The following is a 20,216-nucleotide window of genomic DNA, read 5'->3' as shown; positions in this document are numbered from 1 at the left end:
GGACCAAGCTAGTTTAGAGCATTGTGACCACTTGCTGTCGTCCAATGCGCTGCCAAGGCAAACCCTGGATCAGTGCCTGTAACTGTTCCGGGCTGAGGGCTACGCTTTCACCCTGGTGAACTTTAGCCCAGTGAAATTTGCCCTGTTCCAACCGCCGGGCACACAGCCAGATGCCCAGTCCATCATGTACCAGCACTTTCATGCGATGGCCACGTTTATTACAGAACAGGTAGGCGCAATGCGGTTTAATGTAGCCAAAGGCTTTCATAATCTGCGCCATGACCGTATCCATCCCTGCTCGCATATCCAGAGGTTGGGTAGAAAGCCAGATTTCATCAATGCGGATCATGTTGCAAGTGCCTTGAGTAATTCTGCTAAAGCAGATATTTCTGATACTTGCCATTTCAAGCCAATTTCTGCTTTTGAGTGGGGTAAAGTAATTTGAACCGTTAACATGTCAGTAGGAGTAGGATCTAATGGTGCAGAGCAAGATAAGGCAATAAATGCAGGTTTATTCGGTAGTGGTGAGCGATCATTCCCTGGCTTAGCATCAATTAAGCGAATCCATTTGGATACAAGATTTGTATTCAATCCATGTTGCAAAGCGACTGAAGCAATTGAAACGTCCGGTGCTTTACAAGCCTGAACGATCTGCTGTTTAAATTCAGCACTGTATGTTCTTCGTTTTTTCGCAAGAGATGCGATGGATGTCTGGTGATTTGTAGTCATAAATTTTAGTCCCCACTTGTTTTTAAGTGGGGACTAAATTAAGGCTTATAGGATGAATTCATAAGGTGTGTTCAGCGGACGCTTACCGCTCTTTAGATATATCTGCCACTAAAAAAAATGGCTTATTATTTATGAAAGATAGTGAAGCGCTAGATGTAGGAGAATTTAAAGTATTTTCAGAAGAGATTTTCTCAAATACTCCTATCCTTAAATATTTGAATAAACGCTTTAATCAGCAAGGTCAAATAGGCTGGTTGTATACAAATGCAGAATTTATATACGCAAATAATCCAAAATCTATTCAGGCAGATCTCAATGATTTTCAAATAATTGAATAATTTTAGATGGGCACTATTGCATAAAGAGACTATAAGCAGTAAGCATCCAGTGCCCCCCCACTTTCGCTAAAATGCAATGCCCCAATAGTGTCCACTTAAATTTTAGTGGGCACTTATTTATGGGAGGATTACCCTGCCACATCAGTGGCAACCCGATCAAAATCAAAAAATAGGTTTGAGGTTCAGCACACGCTTACACTTAAGCTTATAAATCATAGTATGTAAATTGACCAGGAAAAGAGTAAGACATAAAAAAGCCTCTCAGAATGAGAGGCTTTTTGTTCAGAAAATCAATTAACGATTGTTCTCGTCTTCTTGAGATTCTTCAAATTTAGAATCGTTGTCAAAGCCACCTGCAGATTGACCACCGAAGCCACCTTGACCACCGAAGCCGCCGCCTTGACCACCGAAGCCACCTTGACCGCCGAAGCCGCCGCCTTGACCACCGAAGCCACCTTGACCACCGAAGCCACCTTGACCGCCGAAACCGCCACCTTGACCACCGAAGCCACCTTGACCACCGAAGCCACCACTTTGACCACCGAAGCCACCACCTTGACCACTGAAGCCTGCGCTTTGACCGCCCGCTGGTGCACCCGCTGGACGTGGGTTACGTGCAGGAACAACTGTAGAAATTGCGTGTTTGTAAACCATTTGGCTTACTGTATTTTTCAATAAAACAACATATTGGTCAAAAGATTCAATATGACCTTGTAGTTTAATACCGTTCACAAGGAAGATGGAAACAGGAATACGTTCTTTACGGAGAGAATTTAAGAACGGATCTTGTAAAGTTTGACCTTTAGACATGTTATAACTCCAAAAATAATTAAAAATCAGCGCAAAAACTATCTTTATTTTTCAATTAAAAATTATAAAAAAGTCAGTGTGTAAATTGTGCTTTATCCGTACCAGTTTCGCAAGTCTTCTTGAGCCTGCTTTATCGTAAAATGTGTGTGAAATTTATGCGATTCTTGCAACGATCTAAGCCAAGTATATTGACGTTTCGCAAGTTGTCGTGTTGCGAATAGCGCCTTATCCTCCATTTCCTGCATTTTTTCGCGACTTTCATCACCTTTTTGCAAAAACTCTAAAGCTTGACGATAACCGACAGAGCGCATGGAAGGTAAATTTGCATCTAAATCGTATTTTTCAATAAGATGACGCACCTCATTCAAAAAACCCATTTCCCACATAATCTTTAAGCGTTTTTCAATACGCTGATGTAATTCTACCCGATCAGGCACTAAGGCGTGGTTATGAAAAGTGTAACGATATGGTACATTTTTAGGTTGTTCCGCTTGCAGTTGGGTAATTGGTGTACCTGTTAATTTGTAAACTTCCAAAGCGCGAATAATACGTTGCTTATCGGAAACTTTAAATTTTTGTCCCGCCAATTTATCTGCCGCACATAATTCTGCATAGACGGCTTCCCAACCTTCACGTGCAGCTTTTTCTTCAATTTCAGCACGCACTTGGTAATTTGCACTGGGTAAATTTGAAGATAAACCTTCAAGCAATGCCTTAAAATACAGCATGGTTCCGCCCACTAAAATTGGGGTTTTTCCTCTCGCATGCATATCGTCAATCAAAGCACAGGCATCTTCAACAAACTGCGCAGCAGAATACACTTCAAGCGGGCTGATAATATCAATCAAGTGGTGCGGATAGCGCGCCTGTTCCGCTTTGGTCGGTTTGGCTGTACCAATATCCATATCTCGATAAACTAGCGCAGAGTCGACTGAAATCAGCTCAAAATGCCCCAGTTCATACAACTCACATGCCAAAGCAGTTTTACCGCTTGCAGTTGGTCCCATTAAATTGATGACCGGCAATTGATTTGACATGTAACGCTACTCTCCTCGAGCAAAAAGTTTATCTAGTTGTGCCAGTGGAAAAGCACGCCAAGTCGGGCGACCATGATTACATTGACTGGCAAATTCGGTTTGTTCCATTTGACGCAATAAGGCATTCATTTCAGAAAGACTTAGCATCCGATGTGCCCGTACTGCGCTATGGCATGCCATTCCCGCCAAAATATGATCACGCTTTTGCAACAAGGCTTGCGCTTCATCATTCGGGTCTAAATCATCAAGGAGTTCAGGAATTAATTCAGCAAAATCTGCCTTATGCAAAATCGCAGGCACACCGCGCACGATGACCTGTTCATCGCCATATTGGTCTATTTCCAATCCCAGTCTTGCTAATTGATCTTTTAAATCATCCACTCGCATGGCTTGCATACGACTGATGCTGATAACTTTTGGTATTAGCAATTGCTGCGAAGTCCAAAACTCAGGTTTATCCCAAGCGGCTTTCATCTGTTGCAACACAATTCGTTCATGCGCGGCGTGCATATCTACAATAATCAAGCCTTCACTGTTTTGCGCCAAAATGTAGATACCATGCAGTTGCGCGATTGCGATGCCGAGTGGATGCTCATCCACCGCAGGTGATGTGGTTGTTTGCGCAAGATTAGCTGAGTCTTGATCCAGTTCACGTAAAGGGGCGAGATAGTTTTTTAAAGCATTGTTGAGCTGTTGCGAACCTTGATAATTACTCTGCACAGGTCTGTTATATTGAACTGTCTGCGGCTGGCTCTGATTAAAATCGGTAAGTAGATCAATTCCCGCTTGTAAGTCAGACTGCGTAGTGTGCGCATCTACTGAATATTCTGCGGAATTTTGAGGATTCGCCTCAACATGTTTATGCAGTAAAAATTGTTCCTGATAACGCGGTTGCACCACATAAGGCGCAGCTTGTTCGACGGGATCGGCTTTCATGGCAGTGGCTAAATCTGCAGTTGCAGTCTGAAATTGCGCCAAAGTTTCTTTAGCATAATGTCGTACAAACTCATGCACTTCCCGCTGATTTAAAAACCGAATTTCATGCTTGGTCGGATGCACATTGACATCAATATTTTCAGGCTCAACTTCTAAAAATAGCAAATACGCGGCATGTTGATGTCCATGCAAAATACCTTCGTATGCCATACGCAACGCATGTGAGATAGTCTTGTCTTTTACAATACGTCCATTTACATATACATACTGCAAGTCGGCTTGTGAACGTGCATCGGAAGGGTGACCCAACCAACCCGATAAGCGCATGGTGACACTGTCAGCATCAATCCAATAGGCATTTTCAACAAAGTTTCGCCCTAAAAGTTGCTGCACGCGCTGAAAACGCAATTCGCCACTATCTGCAATGGGTAGATTCAGTTTAATGCTGTCGTTGTGTTCTAGCACAAACCGAATATCAAAATGTGTCAGCGCCAAACGACGGACAATTTCTTCAATATGCCCAAATTCTGTACCTGCTTTTTTCAGAAACTTACGACGTGCAGGCACATTAAAAAATAAATCCTGTACCCGTATATGCGTGCCTTTTGGTGCAGCGACAGCTTGAATTTGTTGGTGATCAAAAGCAGTACCATTGACTTCAACCTGATAGCCTACACCATCTTCAGTTTGGCTACTGACCAAAGTCAAACGCGATACCGCTGCAATTGAAGCCAACGCCTCACCACGGAAGCCTAAACTAACGATGGCGTGTAAATCATCGGCCGTTTGAATTTTACTGGTCGCGTGACGAGTCACCGCCAAAGGTAGGTCTTCGGCATGAATGCCACGACCGTTATCAATAATTTCAATGAGTGTACTACCACCTTGAGCCACACGGATAATCAACTCGGTTGCCCCTGCGTCTATCGAGTTTTCGAGTAACTCTTTGACCACAGAGGCAGGACGCTCAATCACTTCACCCGCAGCAATTTGGTTGGCTAAGGCAGGTTCAAGCGTGTGGATCCGACGTAGTAACACATCATTAGGCATGATTAAATTTTTGCTCCATAGCTTGTTGTAATTCAGCCGAAGATGAAGTTAGGGTGGCGGTACGGCTGAGTTCATCTTCCGATTTTTTAATTGCAATGATCAGATCTGGAGGTGGAATTTCATCACCACCTTTTGATGGCCATTCAAATAAAAACAAGGCATTTGGGGTTTCTAAATAATCACGAATGCCCATCAGCTCTAATTCATAAGGATCATTCAAACGATATAAATCAAAATGAAAAATATCTTGTCCCTGAATTTGATAAGGTTCTACCAAAGTGTAAGTCGGGCTTTTAACCGCACCTTGATGCCCCAAATGCTGTAGAAAATAACGCGATAAAGTGGTTTTTCCTGCACCTAAATCACCAATTAAATAAATCACACCCGAACGAAAATGCGTTGCCAAAACCTGCGCCAAATTTTGGGTATCTTGCTCATTATTTAAAGCCAAATTAAATGAATACTGCATAACGCTCACGACATGATTCAAAAGACCAATTATGATAGCATCGCACTGCTTTAAAGCCTATGTACTGATGGATAAAACTGTGTAAATGTGGAAAATTTATAACAGGTTGAGACACGGCTATGACTCAATATTATTCAGCTTAGCACCCAAGCTGCTTAGGCTATTCACTATATGACGAAAAAGAAACTCTCCCACCTGAATATGAGCAATTTGTAGATGACGTCAACTTATTCCAACACCTTTGTTCCACCCATGCTCGATGGTGTGAGCGCCAGCAAATTGCATTTACCCAAATTAAGCACACAACCTGACTCAATTTTTCATTATTTATGTAGCCTGTTTGCCCATATTTCTATGCAGGAATGGCAACAACGCTTTGAGGATGGTTTAGTTTATGATGCCCAAGGTAAGCGTTTAGATTTAGATACACCATATAGCGCGCATCAGGATATTTATTATTATCGCTTTTTAGCATATGAATTTGCTGTACCTTTTCAGCATCAAATTTTATTTGAAAATGAACATTTATTGGTTGTAGATAAACCGCATTTTTTAACCATGAGCCCTACAGGGCAATATGTGCAAGAAACCCTGTTAGTACGCCTGAAAAAACAAACACAGAATGAACAACTCACGCCTATTCATCGTTTAGACCGTGAAACTGCGGGTGTGGTGCTCTTTTCCAAACAACCTGAAACTCGGGCAGTGTATCAGCAATTATTTGCAGCACGTCAGGTGCAAAAAACCTACCATGCAATTGCGCCTTATCAAGCAGATTTATCCCTACCATGTACCGTGCAATTACGCATGGAAAAAGGCGAACCTTTTTATTTGATGCAAGTCGTGGCAGGAACACCAAACAGCAAAACAGAAATTCGTTTGCTTGAACATAATCAGACTTGGGCAAAATATGAATTAAAGCCTACAACAGGCAAGCAACACCAACTACGTGTGCATTTAAATAGCTTAGGTATTGCGATTAAAAACGACCCGTTTTATCCCATTTTACAGCACAAACAAGCAGATGATTTTTCTGCACCGCTACAACTGCTTGCTAAGCATTTAAGTTTTTTTGACCCGATTAGCCAGCAACAATTTCACTTTAGCGCACAGCAAGAACTGACATTGTAATATATTTGTCATTACATATTAAGGATTTTCGTTGTAGTCATATTGAAATTACAAATGGATTGTTTACAATATTGCTAAAATTTAAATCTATTTCCTTATATTAAAAATTATGAGAAAAACTGAAGTCTACCAAGTACGCTTGGACTCTCAAGAGAAAAAACAGGCCTTTGCTGTGTTTAAACAGTTGGGGATTACGCCTGCACAAGCGGTGCGTTTGTTCTTTAAGCAAGTCGTGCTGACTAAATCAATCCCCTTTTCAATTGAAAATCAGAATATTAATCTGGAACAATTGATTAAGTTACGCAAATTAAAGCAAGAGCAAAAAGCAACGCTAGTGGATGTAAATCCAAATACTGAAGCAGCTGTAACTGGCAATAATAGTGTGGAAGATTTTGAACTTGATGATGAACATTTAGACTTGTTTGATGAACTCAATGCTATTTTGGGTGAAACTGACAAAAATTAACAGTGTTGCATTTTTAAACAATTCTTTAAAAATTTACTTTAAAAACTTAGCTATGCTTCATGCAAGGACAAAAAAAGCATGGAGTATCGTAATGATTGTAAAACGCGCCACTTTAGAAGACTTAGACCAACTTGCTGTATTGTTCGATGAGTATCGTCAGTTTTATGGTGCATCCTCGAATTTAAGCCTTTCAGCAGCATTCTTAAAACAGCGTTTTGAAAATCAGGAAAGTGTGATTTTCATTCATATCAAAGATCAAAAAATCACTGGATTTGTATTACTTTATTTAGGCTTTTCTTCGGTTGCCTGCTCGACCTACTATATTTTAGATGACGTTTATGTCACCCCTGTTTTTAGACGACAAGGTTCGGCCAAACAGCTCATTGATACTGCAATTTTATTTGCACGACATGAAAATGCGCTACGGATTAGCCTTGAAACACAAAAAAGTAATTACCAATCCCACCAATTGTATGAAAAGATGGGCTTTGTCAAAGATGATGAATTCCAGACTTATCACTGCTTTTTAAAATAGTCACCTGATCTGACGATTACGGCTTTAGGCAAAGGGTTTAAATTTAATCTGACGTAAGCCATTGATCATAAGCTATTGATGAAAGTTCAGCAGAACCTCATTTATTCCATACGGTTTTTTGCCAATTCGACTTGTTCAGGGCTTAAATACATCCATTCACCCACATCTAAAGCCAAATCAGTCAAGTTTAATGCACCAACTTGCTGACGATGTAATTGTTCTACTTTATTGCCCACTGCTGCCAGCATACGTTTAACTTGGTGATAAACACCTTGATGAATGGTCATCTGCAATTCATGTTCAGCAAGCTGTTTTACCTCTGTTGCAGCAAATGTCCCTGATTCATTGCGCAATGCGACACCCTGCTCAAGTTGCTGGATTTGTGTTGCATTAATCGGGTCTGCGGTGTGCATAGCATACACTTTTGCCACATGCTTTTTAGGATGGGTCAATGCTTGTAAAAACTGTCCATCATCCGCCAGCAATAACAGCCCTGTGGTGTCCTGATCTAAGCGTCCAACACACTGCAAACCACGATTCAGCAATACATCATCAAACAAGTCAAACACACTAAAATGATGGGTCGCCTGATGCGAACACTCATAGCCTTGTGGTTTATGTAAGGCGATATAGACCTTTTCACGATATTGATAATTTTGCCCATACACCGAAAATTGCAAAACCGTTTCAGGCGCAATTTTTATCGCGAATTTAGGATTGGTCTGGGTTTCGCCCATAATGGTGACTGCACCATTTTTAATGAGTTGTTGGCAATGTTTACGTGATCCAAAGCCTTGTGATTGCAACATTTTTTCCAACAACATGATGAGCGACCTAATGATAAAAAGTATAAATATATTTGCTGCTATTCTAAACCAAATACACCGTAAATTCTGAACACATTGCGTACCTTGCCCGCTTGTAGTTCAAAACAGTTACAATAACTGCTCTTTTCCAATTTATTTCCCCTTTTATGGATCACCATGCTCTCTCAATTAGACCTTAACCTGATGGTGCTGATCGTTCTACTCGCATGCGGTATTTTTAGCCAAAATACGGCTGTGACCATTGCCGCAGCAGTACTGATTGTTTTTAGAATTACGCCGCTAAGTGAATTTTTCCCACTATTGCAGCAGCATGGCTTAAATCTGGGCATTATCATTCTCACCATTGGCGTACTGACACCCATTGCCAGTGGCAAACTTCCAGGCGAAGCAATTCTAAAATCTTTCCTGAGTTGGAAATCTTTACTTGCGATTGCAATTGGTGTTTTTGTGGCATGGTTAGGCGGGCGTGGTGTCAAGCTCATGACCAATCAGCCTGATGTGGTCGCAGGCTTATTGATTGGTACAGTCGCAGGTGTTGCTGTGCTACGTGGCGTGCCTGTGGGACCACTGATTGCAGCAGGAATTCTCACCTTGTTTATTGGCTATTCTTAACATAGATTTAGGGACGCTTGGTTTAGATGATTATATTTAGATTAACCATCTTACATCACCCAATTTCAATAAATGCAGGGTCACTAAATGTAGTCAGGAAAAACCTGCTTGAACAAGACTAACTCCGAGTTCAGCACGTAGGATGGGCACAATCGGTGGCAATTTGCATTGCTGCCATAAAACCCTTAGCAACAATCCAAAATCCTTTGTCAGCCTACATACTAAACTCACTGCGCTCTACCATAATTGTCGCAAGGCAAGGTCAGCAAGAGCATCTCACTGGTTTTAATCAAGATTTAGATGAGCTGTGTGTTTTTAGTGATTCATTCGCAGCCACTTTACAATGCGGATATTAGTACATCTAACTCGAATAATACTGCGTACGTTTTTGGGAAAATTTCTCCAATTGCTTCAAAAAGCCTTCAAAATAACTCTTTTCTTTTTCTTCGCTACGATAACCCGCATACAAAGTACGACGTAATCCTCCCGCAGCAACACAGTCTAAACGACGTGAAGTCACCCAGCCTTTTTGCTCATATTCATTCACCACCCAATCTGGCAATGCACCAATACCCCGCCCACTCGCCACCAGTTGAATCAACATTTGGGTTAAATCTGTGGTGCGAATGGCTTTAGGCTGAATATTGGCTGGAATGAATAGTTTAGACATAATATCTAAACGATGCTTATCGACAGGATAAGTAATCAGGGTTTCTTCTGCCAACTCTTGTACGGTAATGCGCTCAGCACGTACGAGTGGATGAGTATTTGACAACACCAAACGCGACTCATATTCAAAAATTGGAAAATATTCGATACCTTTTAAAGCAATCGGATCTGCAGTAATCAATAAATCAAATTCTGCAGTTTGCAATAATTCATGCGGATTGGCTTCAAAACCTGAAGCAAAATCTAAGTCTACATCTGGGTATTGCTGTCGATATTGATTCAGTAGCGGCATCAACCAGTCAAAACAACTATGACATTCCGAAGAAAAAATAATCCGTCCCGTTTGCCCATGCACAATGCGGGTAATATCGGTTTGGGTAATTTGAATTTGTGGCAAGACGTCATCGGCCAGTTTCAATAAACGCTGCCCGACATTTGAAAATGTCACAGGGCGACTACGGCGATTCACCACTTCTACACCATACCAATGATCTAACTCTTTGAGTTGATGAGAAATGGCAGATGGCGTCAGACATAAATCATTGGCGGCAGCAACCAAAGAACCATGTTCACGCAGGGCTGACAGCGTTTTTAAGTGGCGAATTTCAAGCATTGCTTGTTCCTAGTTTTCAAGTTATTGAATGCATGTTTAGACCTAGGTCGTATTTTTATTTCCAAAATAAAAAAACAAAGCCAAACATGATTCAATTTAATAATGAATTAATTTAATCTTAGCATGTAAATAATGAGTTTTCTTCATCTTTATTTTTATTCGATGATATTTACTACGAAATCAATACAATTCCATAAAAATAGTATGGCTTTCAGCATGCAGATTAGTGAGTCAAACCGTAAATTTTTAGAATCATCACTCACATTGTCGAAATAGATGAATAAATAGTGAAATTAATTCGCTGTTGTATTATTTTTTTGTATTAAATCTCATTAAAAACAACCAGTAACACGCACTTGGCAGTAAGACCATTAGAATAGTAATGATATCACGATACATCTTCCACCACTCGCTCGAAACCGTACCTGTATGTGCCCATCCCAGTAACATAAAAAAGGGGGTGGCGAAAACAAAAGCACTGATACAAATCGTCAATAAATTCAAAGCGTGGTAACGGTTTAAAAGTAGCGAAAGTAAAAAAGTGAATGGCACAATTAAAATGCAATACACTAAATACACAAGCAAATGCCCCAAAAAAACCACCGAAATAGCGTATAAGCTATATTCACGGTTCACCACGATGAAAAACAGCGCCATACAAAAAAGTAATGGCAAAGGGGCAAGAAATAAAGCTTTCGCTATCGTATTTTTTGAATATTGCATACACCCTCCCTTTGCTTGCCTAGTTCAGATATTAGCTTACTCCGACAATTTCTCTCCGCAATGCGGGCAGTATTTATAAGGCTCTTGTTCTAAACGCAGCTCTTCTTCACGACGTTCACGAATTAACTGCAATAAAATATCTTGGGTTTGTTCAGTGGTTAAACCGACTTGTTTGCGTAAATCTTCAATTTTTTCCTGATCATTTAACAAATCAATCTCACTATTTTGCAATAGCTCTCTAAATTTCAACCCTAAATGCTGCTTGCGTTGTTCAAGTTCGTTGGCTAAACCTGTGGCTAAAATACCTGCAGGCAATGCTGCCAAACCGACACCCAATACCGTAATTAACGCACCTAAAATTCTGCCCCAAGGCGTAATTGGTGTGACATCGCCATAACCAACAGTGGTTAAGGTCACTACTGCCCACCACATCGAAGCAGGAATCGAGCTAAAGGCTTCAGGCTGTGCCTTACTTTCCACGACATAGACACCTGCAGCAGACATCACAATCATAATAGAGAGAATAAAAATGACTGCCTGGAATGACCCTTTTTCGCGCTCGATCACTCTTAATAGAATTTGCAATGATACAAAGTAACGTGTCAGTTTTAACAAACGAAGTAAACGTAAGATTCTTAGGAAACGTAAATCTAGATGTACAAAGAAGTTAATATAAGCAGGTAAAATTGCCAATAAATCTATAATTGCACCACCACTGGTCAGCCATTTTAGCCGCTGTTTCCATGGCGAAATAAAAGGATCTTTTTCGGCAATACTCCAAATCCGCAGCAAATATTCAAGCGTAAACACTGCAATGGAAAAGTTTTCAAAATGGTCAAAAAATACCTGATAGGCAAGATAGACATCATTCACTGACTCTAAAATAACCGCACTGGCGTTGCCTAAAATCAGTAAAATTAAAAAATAGTTAATGCAACGACTAAACCATGTTTCATAATCATCGTCGTGTAAGTTGTTATAGACAAATTTTCGTAAGGTGTACCACGGTGTAAATGCCATACCGAATATTATATTTAAGGCTTACAGTAATGGCAGTTTAACCGAAGTTTTTCTCAAAACGATAATATTTTATGTGACGTTAAGCGAGCATTTTTAATGCAAAATTGCAATATAAGTCATCATTATCCAAGTAAATAAATTACTGAATAAACAGCAATGCTAAACGCACTTGATCATAGCCCATGCGTGGGCTGGTCGCTTCAACAATCGGACGCAATTTAATTGCACCATCATCGCTAAAGTGCTCGGCATTTTGACGTTTCATTAAACGCTTATAAATTTTACGAACTTCTTCCACCACTTCTTCACCTGGATGTGCCACTGAAATATCCAGATTTTGTTCTTTTTGCAAACGTGCCAAATGGTTGATAATGGTTGCAGGAGTTAAACCACGCTCTACTGCAATATCCTGAATATCATAGCCTTCTTCAAATAGAGCACGGGTTTCATCCAATGTAGCAGTTGCATAGTTGGTTTTGCCACCTTTGGCAATTTTCTTTTCATTGCGCAAAATTTCGGTTTCGTTCAACGTGCCACCACAATGACGAATAAATGCATTATGTTGTGGTGTTAAATCCATCAGCTCATAGTGCGTTTCAGCTTCTTCAGACAATTCCTGAAAACGGCGGTCAGCCTTAATCGCCAAACTGTCCAATTCTAAAGCTTGGCTATTAAAGCCCAATAAACGCAAACCGCTTAACGATTTTAAACGTGACAAAGCCACATAACCCTGCCCTTTTTCAAAAGTATGGCTAAGATTAATTTCAGCAGCTTCTAAAGTCATGCCTTGTGATTTGTGAATGGTAATCGCCCATGCCAAACGCAGTGGAATCTGCTGAAAACTGGCAATGGTTTTACCTGCATCATTCTCCACCGACCAAGTTTCAGGCTCGACCAGTAATACCGTACCATCCGTCAATTTTACTTTAGGCAAAATACCGTGATCGTCATCATCTTCAAAGCCAATCACCTCGCCCAAGCTGCCGTTGATATACCCCATATCGAAGTTGTTTTTAACAAACATCACTTTGGCATGTTTTTTTAGATTTAAAATTTCAGGCGCACGTACCGATGATTTTAGAGTCTCAATCAACTTTTGATTGCCATCACACACGGCATCAAACTGCTTGCTCTCAGTTTCAATTTCATTCAGATGCTTAAAATTAATATTGTCTACGTCCATATTGTGCGTATATAGACGTGTAAAAGTATCACCTATATCTTGATGGCGGGTATGTTCCAAAGCCTGAATATGTTGATGATCAATACTTTGTGCACGAATTGCATTGAGAATGTCATTTAAATAGTCATCGCCCTGACGGTGCTGCTCGGTTAAATAACAAACGCGAAATTTAGCTTCAACCCACGCATCTGACATAAAACAGAACTTGTCACGATTGCGCTCATCGTTTTTACCTACAGGCGGTAGCTGGAAAAAATCTCCCGCGACAATCACCTGAATACCACCAAAAGCGTCATCACTGTCTTTAAAATATTTTAAAACCTGATTGACCAAATTGAGTTGCTTGGCATGCAACATCGAAATTTCATCAATAATCAGCACTTGTGCATTTTCTAAATGTTCTTTGAGATATTTGCGCTCTTTCATGTTTTTTAGGTCGGCATCGGACAAAAAATCTTTAATGCCTATGCCTGCCCATGTATGAATGGTCATGCCATTCATGTGCGTTGCAGCAATACCTGTAGATGCAGTGATGGCTACAGGTACTTTACGTGCTTTTAAATAATTGATGTATTGATTCAGGGTATAGGTTTTACCCGCACCAGCAGAGCCTGTTAAAAAGACATTTTCGCCTGCTTTTAAAAGTTTAAGTGCAGTTTCCTGTTTCATAAGACCTATACCATTGCTGAACGGCTATAGCCTAACGAGTTTTTGCCCAAAAGTTAAGGCTCAAGTCTGCGAATACGACAACTGTTGTCTTATGCTTTAGCTTGCAATTGTGGATTCACCCATGCAATAAACTGCTCTGCAATGGTCACCAATAACTGTTCCGCTTTTTGATTATTCGGATATTCCAACTGATCAAATTCAAGCTGTCCTTGCCGAAAATGACACCCCAAGGTCAATTGCTGCGCATAATGTGGCGATGCCATGTGAAAAGCCACATATTGCCCTTCACTCATTAGCTTGGCATAGCTAAGTGCCAAACAGTGTTTAAAGTTTTGTGATTCTTCAATAATACGATCTAGATGAGTCATTTCCTCAAAGCACCAGCCTGAAAATTTTAGCGTCGGCAGAGGGCTTTTGGCCTGCCATGCACTGCACAGAATTTCCTTTTTTAATTTAGCCATCAGCTCTGCTTTGTAGACCTGTTGATGCCAACGCACCGCCTGATGAAATAATCCCAACCAACTCAGACTCTTAGGAATATGTGTATGCGCTGCAAAATATTCCAGTAAATAGTCACGTACATAACTGTCAAACACTGAAACTCGCGTATGCTGCGCCCGTAAATAAAAACGCTGCCGAAAATCATCGGGTTGAAGCTGATAACACTGCAACACCGTATAAAAGTCACGCTGCTGCTGACTCTCGGGCTGAATATAATCCAACAAAGCGAGCGGTAAATCCTGTGTGATTTGCTGCAAATAAGTCATATAACTTTGCATGACACGACTTAAACGCCGAAATACATGCTTGACCAAATGCTCATCATGTTGTGCCACGGTTTTCAGCAAAGTCATCCACTCATCCAAATACAAAATAGAAGGACTAATGGCAACTCGCGGATCATCCAACGATTGTTTTTCGCCATGCGGCATTAAACTGACATTATGCGCATGTGCGAACCACGCTTGCTGTGTCGCATATACATTACAGCTTTGAATGAACATACGTGCGGCTGAATATTGAAAATATTGCAAAGTTGCCAAAATAATCCGTGGATGTGCCTGACTACAATCGACAAAACTGAGCGCAGTCACTGCCACCCGCACACTGGTATGATGAATATTTAAACTAAGCCAATCCAACACTTGTGCAGACTGTTTAAACAGCCAATTCACCGCACGTGGATAATCAAATAACGGCAGTTTGGCGACTTTCTTTTGCCAAATTAAAGGGCAAGATTTTAAAAAATGCGGTTTCGCCAAAGCATCGGAACGCTGCCACACCTCACGGTGCATTAAACGCGCAAAACCCAATAAATGCCCATGTTCTTCGGCATGTCGATACAACAACCGAATATCATCCTGATGATCGATTAAATCCTGCAAATTAAATCGTTCAGGAAATGAAATACTTAAAATACGATGCATGGCTTTAGGTAAAAATTCTGCCGCACTAAAACAAAAATCATCATAACTTTGCATCAGTGCTTGCACTGGTAAAAAGGTTTCACCCTCTACAAATTCCAAAGCACACAGCATCGATAAGTTAGTTAAAACATCTTCAGGAATGTGCTGCCCTTGCTGCACAAATTTGGTCAATACTGGTTGATACTGATCGTCTGCCTGCATTAATGCCTGATCTAAAATTTGTGCCTGCATTGCATCTAAATGCAATAACAATTGCTTAACCCTTGCTGCACCATCTACCCACAGGTAAACTTGCTGCAGAATCAATTGTCGCAATTGCTGCGCCTGATTACGCAAAAATAAAGAATGCTGCGGTTTTAAATCCCCAGTCAAAAAATGCAGATCATGTAAGAAAAAATCTTCAAATGCTTCTTGCTGTTTCCCCGCAAATTCGAAGTGAGTTTCTATTAAATTTGTATGCGATTTTGGCGGATAAAATTCAAGACTAAACAGACCATTCAGCAATTCGACCCGATGCTGCAAAGGATCGATCCGAAACAAATTTTGTGCTGTAAAATGTCCAACCAAATCCATTTGATCTTGATAGATTTCTGCGGCCACACTGGAAATACGAAACAATTGCTGTGCAACGGCATGCAACTGGCTATGCTGGCAAATTGGCTGCATATACGCTCCTCATGCTTAAGTGCGGTCTATCTAAGTGTCATCTTATTTTTATTTGATTGCACCGACTAGACCCATCACGTGATACATCCCTATTTTTTGTTTTTTATTTCCATCTGCAAAAAGTGGACAATTCTTCAATCGAGCTTAAGCCACTTATTAATTGAATTACACCTGAAATTTATGTGAACGGTATCTACACCTTAAAATTAGAGATACAAAAACACTATAAACAAGATTTAAGCCCTTGCCTATAGCCTGCGCACAACTTCAGAAAAAATAAAAACCCATTAAAAAACAGATAAATTTCAATTGATTAGTTTGCATTATTTACTCAGAAAATAGGGTTGGTGTTTGGTAGGTAGGATTTCACCACAAAGCATTGTATAAATTGTATACTCAAATCACGGTTCAACACCGCGATAACAACACATTATTCCAATACCCAATGCAAGAAGGAATCTGAGCATGGCTTTTAAAAATATTGCAGATCAAACCAACGGTTTTTATATTCCTTGTGTGTCTCTCTTCGGCCCTGGTTGTGCCAAAGAAATTGGCGTAAGAGCACAAAATTTAGGCGCTAAAAAAGCCCTGATTGTGACAGATGAAGGACTGTTTAAATTTGGCGTAGCCGATACCATTGCAGGCTATCTCACCGAAGCAGGCGTTGCCAGTCATATCTTTGCAGGTGCAGAGCCAAATCCAACCGACATTAACGTACATAAAGGTGTCGATGCCTACAATGCCAATCAATGCGACTTTATTGTGTCTTTAGGTGGTGGTTCTTCACATGACTGCGCCAAAGGCATTGGCTTAGTTACCGCAGGTGGTGGGCATATTCGTGATTATGAAGGCATTGATAAAAGTACCGTGCCAATGACCCCGCTAATTGCCATTAACACCACAGCAGGTACAGCATCGGAAATGACCCGTTTCTGTATCATTACCAACACTGACACGCACGTTAAAATGGCAATTGTCGATTGGCGCTGTACACCACTCATCGCCATTGATGATCCAAAACTCATGATTGCCAAACCTGCAGGTTTAACCGCAGCAACAGGCATGGATGCCTTAACTCATGCTGTAGAAGCCTACGTTTCAACTGCAGCCAATCCTATTACGGATGCTTGTGCTGAAAAAGCTATTCGTATGATTAGTCAATGGCTGAGTCCTGCAGTGGCAAATGGTGAAAATATTGAAGCACGTGATGCCATGAGCTATGCGCAGTACTTGGCCGGTATGGCATTCAATAATGCATCATTAGGCTATGTACATGCGATGGCGCATCAATTGGGTGGTTTTTATAACTTGCCACACGGTGTCTGTAATGCAATTTTACTGCCGCATGTTTGCGAATTTAACCTGATTGCCTGCCCTGAGCGTTATGCAGATATTGCAGAATTGATGGGAGTCAATACTGACGGATTAACCACCACAGAAGCCGCCTATGCCGCGATTGATGCTATTCGTGAACTATCTAGCTCGATTGGTATTCCAACAGGTTTAGCAGAGTTAGGCGTGAAAGAAGATGACTTGGCGATTATGGCTGAAAATGCACAAAAAGATGCCTGCATGCTCACCAACCCACGTAAAGCCAATCATGCACAAGTGGTCGAAATTTTTAAAGCCGCGATGTAATTTGAATCTCCTGCTGAGTGAATCAAGATTTGCTCAGCATCTCCCATCCTTTTTTTTCAATTTTCCTCTTTTGCTGTTTTATTTTTATCCTTCCCTTTGGTAGAACCATCTCAGATGCGTTCTGCTTTTTTTTGCTGTTCAGAACAAAATGAACTCGCAGCATAAAACTAAAGCGATGTAGATGCAGAGGGTTTGCATAATTCAATTTGACAAATGCGCACAGCTCATCAAGGATATAGTCAAAATAAAATGGATGACGAACACCTTATGCTGTTAAGTAAAAAACAAAAAACAACACCAAGCTATCAACCCGATATTTTGGGTGCCGATTACCAACAAATGACGCTGGATTTTCCTTCGGATTATGAAGGCAAAGTCATTGCTACCTTGGTACGCAAAAAAGCCGAACAGAAAACCCGTAAAGCCGTACTTTATATTCATGGTTTTATTGACTATTTTTTTCAAACAAAAATGGCAGACCAGTTTAATCAGAACGGTTATGACTTTTATGCCCTAGATTTACGTAAATATGGGCGTTCGCATTTGTCACATCAACATTGGTACAATGTGCGCAGCTTGTCTGAATATGATGCAGACATTTCCGCTGCACTTGAGCAAATTGCCACAGAAGAACATGACTCAGTGATTTTGGCGGGACATTCAACAGGTGGATTAATCACCACGTTATATGTGGCACATCATCCCAATCATCCACTGATTCGTGGTTTATGGTGCAACAGCCCTTTTTATGATTTCAATATGAGCGAGATTGAGAAAAAATTCGGCATTCCTCGTTTAAGCCAATTGGGCAAATTGCTGCCAGAAATGAAATTTCCAAGCCGCCTTAATCCATTTTATGTACCAAGTCTACACAAACAATATCATGGTGAATGGTTATTTAATTTGGAATGGAAGAAACCGCGCTATCCTAAAGTGCGATTAAGTTTTGTACGTGCAATTCATGAAGCACAAAAAGAAATTCATGCCAGTGTGCATTTGGGTGTACCAACCTTAATTATGCATGCGAGTCAAAGTAGTTATCCACGCCAATGGAATGAGATTGCGCAACGTACTGACGTAATTTTAGATGTTGCGGATATGCAAAAATATGGGCATCACATGCATGGTGATATTCAGCTTTGCCAAATTGAAGATGGCGTGCATGATTTGGTGCTTTCTGCGCCAGAAGTCCGTGCGGAAGTGTATCAGTCCTTGTTTGACTGGTTAAACCGCAAGGGGCTATAAAACTAAAAACTAGAACTAAAGGAAGTGAATTAACGGCTAAATGACTTGATGCATCCCTTAAGCTGTGTATTTTAATAAAATTTGATGTGCAGGATGCCCCTTTGGCATCAATTCAATTAAACGCTCCACTGCGTCAATCGCTTCAGGGCTGCGTGCCAAATGTTTTAGTAATACATCGGTATCTTGTGCATTAAAAATGGCATCACTCAGGCGTGATTCTAAGCAATCTCGCCATGCACATAAAAATGGACTTTCAGTTTTCGCCAAAAATACCCCTGCACACGTTTGCAAGGCAGACTGCACATAACCTGCATCTAAAGCCTGCTCAGCTTGTAAAAAATCGGCTTCAATATGCGCCAAAATTCGGTAAGGACGCGAGCCGAGCATCCCCCCTAAAATATCGCGTAATTGAGACATCTCAGCTTTAAGCGTGCCCATACTGACTTTACGCTCACCATATAGAGCTTGGTGTAAAGTATCTAAACTCATGCCTTGTGGACAAAGTGCTAAAATCACCAATATTTCAATTTGACGCGGTGTCATCACCACCACTTTGCCATTAAATAACACTTGTGGCACGCGAAACGCGCGAATATAAAGCTGCTGTTTTTGCTGATCAAGCAGTGCATTTTGAATCAAAGAAGCACAGCGCTCTGCTGCCAACACCCCCAAACTGTTATGGTTTTTCCAAGTAGTCGATAAATCAATTACGCCCAATACTTGTTTGGAATAAGGGTCTAAAATAGGCGCTGCATAACAAACCCAGTCATGTAATGATGACATAAAATGTTCACTGGAAAACACACAACTTGCTTGCTGAGTTTTAAGTGACAAAGCCAAAGCATTGGTACCTACCAACTCCTCACGCCACTGCCCGCCTTCTACAAAATGCACCTGTTCCGCCACATTACGCATTTGCGCGCTCGCTGCCGTCCAAATAATTGTACTGCCCACATCGCCCACGGCTGCCACCATGTCGGACTGCTGTGCGATATGTCTTAAATCTTCTGCACAGTTTTGCACAGCACGTTGTAAGGCCGAACCACCATGTGTATGCGTTAGACTATAATTTAACGGGGCTGCCAACCGATCAACAGGAATTTCAGCAATTTGAGAGCGTTGCCAAGATTTTAAAATACTCTGCTGAATTTGCTCAGCATGCAGCGGCGATAAACTGCTGCTTTGTCTAAACTGTTCAATATGCTGCCTTTTTTCCAATAGGTCTTGTTTTTTCATCATGACTGATTCTCACAATCCTGTGGGCATTACATCCATTGTACCGCTTACTTTTGTAAGGATTTGTTCGCTGCTTGTAAACCTGCAACTTTCCAACCTTTTTCCAACCTTATATTGGTATGCTAAACAAATAACGTACTAAAGTACCTTATACCTTAGCCGTAAATTTAACCTGATTTTAGACACA

At 40.8% G+C, this 20,216-nt stretch carries 20 protein-coding genes; 7 read left to right on the top strand and 13 right to left on the bottom strand.

Features of this window, described 5'->3' with window-relative positions; all coding sequences use genetic code 11:
- Positions 1-13: 13 nt before the first annotated feature.
- Positions 14-349, bottom strand: a complete 336-nt coding sequence (gene tnpB / locus K1T76_RS05960) for an IS66 family insertion sequence element accessory protein TnpB (protein WP_171489061.1) — start codon at positions 347-349, stop codon at positions 14-16.
- Entirely contained in the window at positions 346-729 is a 384-nt protein-coding gene (gene tnpA, locus K1T76_RS05955; protein WP_004691518.1) for an IS66-like element accessory protein TnpA, read from the bottom strand. The genes tnpB and tnpA overlap by 4 nt, the downstream gene beginning before the upstream one ends.
- Positions 730-860: 131 nt before the next feature.
- Here tnpA and K1T76_RS05950 point away from each other — a divergent pair, with 131 nt between their 5' ends.
- Positions 861-1,067, top strand: coding sequence for a hypothetical protein (locus K1T76_RS05950; RefSeq protein WP_230244621.1), 207 nt, complete (start codon positions 861-863; stop codon positions 1,065-1,067).
- A 294-nt stretch (positions 1,068-1,361) separates the two neighbouring features.
- Here K1T76_RS05950 and hfq read toward each other — a convergent pair whose 3' ends face one another.
- The 4 genes from hfq to tsaE form a co-directional block, all read right to left on the bottom strand.
- Positions 1,362-1,877, bottom strand: a complete 516-nt coding sequence (gene hfq, locus K1T76_RS05945) for an RNA chaperone Hfq (RefSeq protein WP_230244619.1) — start codon at positions 1,875-1,877, stop codon at positions 1,362-1,364.
- Positions 1,878-1,969: 92 nt separating this feature from the next.
- Positions 1,970-2,914, bottom strand: a complete 945-nt coding sequence (miaA, locus tag K1T76_RS05940) for a tRNA (adenosine(37)-N6)-dimethylallyltransferase MiaA (protein WP_230244618.1) — start codon at positions 2,912-2,914, stop codon at positions 1,970-1,972.
- Positions 2,915-2,920: 6 nt separating this feature from the next.
- Complete coding sequence (gene mutL / locus K1T76_RS05935; RefSeq protein ID WP_230244616.1) at positions 2,921-4,900, bottom strand: DNA mismatch repair endonuclease MutL; 1,980 nt, start codon at positions 4,898-4,900, stop codon at positions 2,921-2,923.
- Entirely contained in the window at positions 4,893-5,369 is a 477-nt protein-coding gene (tsaE, locus tag K1T76_RS05930) for a tRNA (adenosine(37)-N6)-threonylcarbamoyltransferase complex ATPase subunit type 1 TsaE (RefSeq protein WP_230245632.1), read from the bottom strand. The genes mutL and tsaE overlap by 8 nt, the downstream gene beginning before the upstream one ends.
- 216 nt (positions 5,370-5,585) lie before the next feature.
- On the opposite strand from tsaE, the gene K1T76_RS05925 reads away from it, so the two are divergent.
- From K1T76_RS05925 to K1T76_RS05915, 3 genes are all read left to right on the top strand, one after another.
- Positions 5,586-6,500, top strand: a complete 915-nt coding sequence (locus K1T76_RS05925; protein WP_230244615.1) for a pseudouridine synthase — start codon at positions 5,586-5,588, stop codon at positions 6,498-6,500.
- Between the two features lie 109 nt (positions 6,501-6,609).
- The gene (locus K1T76_RS05920; protein ID WP_070155183.1) at positions 6,610-6,966 is read left to right on the top strand and encodes a type II toxin-antitoxin system RelB/DinJ family antitoxin; all 357 of its coding nucleotides are present in this window, start codon (positions 6,610-6,612) and stop codon (positions 6,964-6,966) included.
- Between the two features lie 91 nt (positions 6,967-7,057).
- A complete protein-coding gene (locus K1T76_RS05915) occupies positions 7,058-7,501 on the top strand; it encodes a GNAT family N-acetyltransferase (protein WP_230244613.1) in 444 nt (147 codons plus the stop codon).
- A gap of 101 nt (positions 7,502-7,602) precedes the next feature.
- Here K1T76_RS05915 and K1T76_RS05910 read toward each other — a convergent pair whose 3' ends face one another.
- Positions 7,603-8,325, bottom strand: a complete 723-nt coding sequence (locus tag K1T76_RS05910; protein WP_230244612.1) for a pseudouridine synthase — start codon at positions 8,323-8,325, stop codon at positions 7,603-7,605.
- Between the two features lie 159 nt (positions 8,326-8,484).
- On the opposite strand from K1T76_RS05910, the gene K1T76_RS05905 reads away from it, so the two are divergent.
- On the top strand, positions 8,485-8,940 hold the full coding sequence (locus tag K1T76_RS05905; RefSeq protein ID WP_004976854.1) for a DUF441 domain-containing protein: 456 nt from the start codon (positions 8,485-8,487) through the stop codon (positions 8,938-8,940).
- Between the two features lie 361 nt (positions 8,941-9,301).
- Here the strand turns inward: K1T76_RS05905 and K1T76_RS05900 are convergent, their stop codons facing one another.
- The 5 genes from K1T76_RS05900 to K1T76_RS05880 form a co-directional block, all read right to left on the bottom strand.
- On the bottom strand, positions 9,302-10,222 hold the full coding sequence (locus tag K1T76_RS05900; protein WP_019837408.1) for a LysR family transcriptional regulator: 921 nt from the start codon (positions 10,220-10,222) through the stop codon (positions 9,302-9,304).
- 309 nt (positions 10,223-10,531) lie between these two features.
- On the bottom strand, positions 10,532-10,945 hold the full coding sequence (locus K1T76_RS05895; protein ID WP_230244610.1) for a hypothetical protein: 414 nt from the start codon (positions 10,943-10,945) through the stop codon (positions 10,532-10,534).
- Between the two features lie 36 nt (positions 10,946-10,981).
- On the bottom strand, positions 10,982-11,965 hold the full coding sequence (locus tag K1T76_RS05890) for an ion transporter (RefSeq protein WP_230244609.1): 984 nt from the start codon (positions 11,963-11,965) through the stop codon (positions 10,982-10,984).
- 139 nt (positions 11,966-12,104) lie between these two features.
- Positions 12,105-13,817, bottom strand: coding sequence for an AAA family ATPase (locus tag K1T76_RS05885; RefSeq protein WP_230244607.1), 1,713 nt, complete (start codon positions 13,815-13,817; stop codon positions 12,105-12,107).
- Between the two features lie 89 nt (positions 13,818-13,906).
- Positions 13,907-15,910: a hypothetical protein gene (locus tag K1T76_RS05880; RefSeq protein WP_104851876.1), complete on the bottom strand. Its 2,004-nt coding sequence runs from the start codon at positions 15,908-15,910 to the stop codon at positions 13,907-13,909.
- 465 nt (positions 15,911-16,375) lie between these two features.
- Here K1T76_RS05880 and mdh point away from each other — a divergent pair, with 465 nt between their 5' ends.
- Together mdh and K1T76_RS05870 are read left to right on the top strand one after the other, a co-directional pair.
- Entirely contained in the window at positions 16,376-17,548 is a 1,173-nt protein-coding gene (gene mdh, locus K1T76_RS05875) for an iron-dependent methanol dehydrogenase (protein ID WP_004976867.1), read from the top strand.
- A 249-nt stretch (positions 17,549-17,797) separates the two neighbouring features.
- On the top strand, positions 17,798-18,793 hold the full coding sequence (locus K1T76_RS05870; RefSeq protein ID WP_230245631.1) for an alpha/beta hydrolase: 996 nt from the start codon (positions 17,798-17,800) through the stop codon (positions 18,791-18,793).
- Between the two features lie 57 nt (positions 18,794-18,850).
- On the opposite strand, the gene K1T76_RS05865 is transcribed toward K1T76_RS05870, so the two are convergent.
- Positions 18,851-20,032, bottom strand: a complete 1,182-nt coding sequence (locus K1T76_RS05865; protein ID WP_230244605.1) for a transcriptional regulator — start codon at positions 20,030-20,032, stop codon at positions 18,851-18,853.
- Positions 20,033-20,216 lie beyond the last annotated feature (184 nt).

It is taken from the genome of Acinetobacter sp. PW68 (genome assembly GCF_020982655.1).
In the GTDB taxonomy this organism is placed as follows: Bacteria; Pseudomonadota; Gammaproteobacteria; order Pseudomonadales; family Moraxellaceae; genus Acinetobacter; species Acinetobacter towneri_A.
This window is presented reverse-complemented; position numbering and strand designations above follow the sequence as displayed.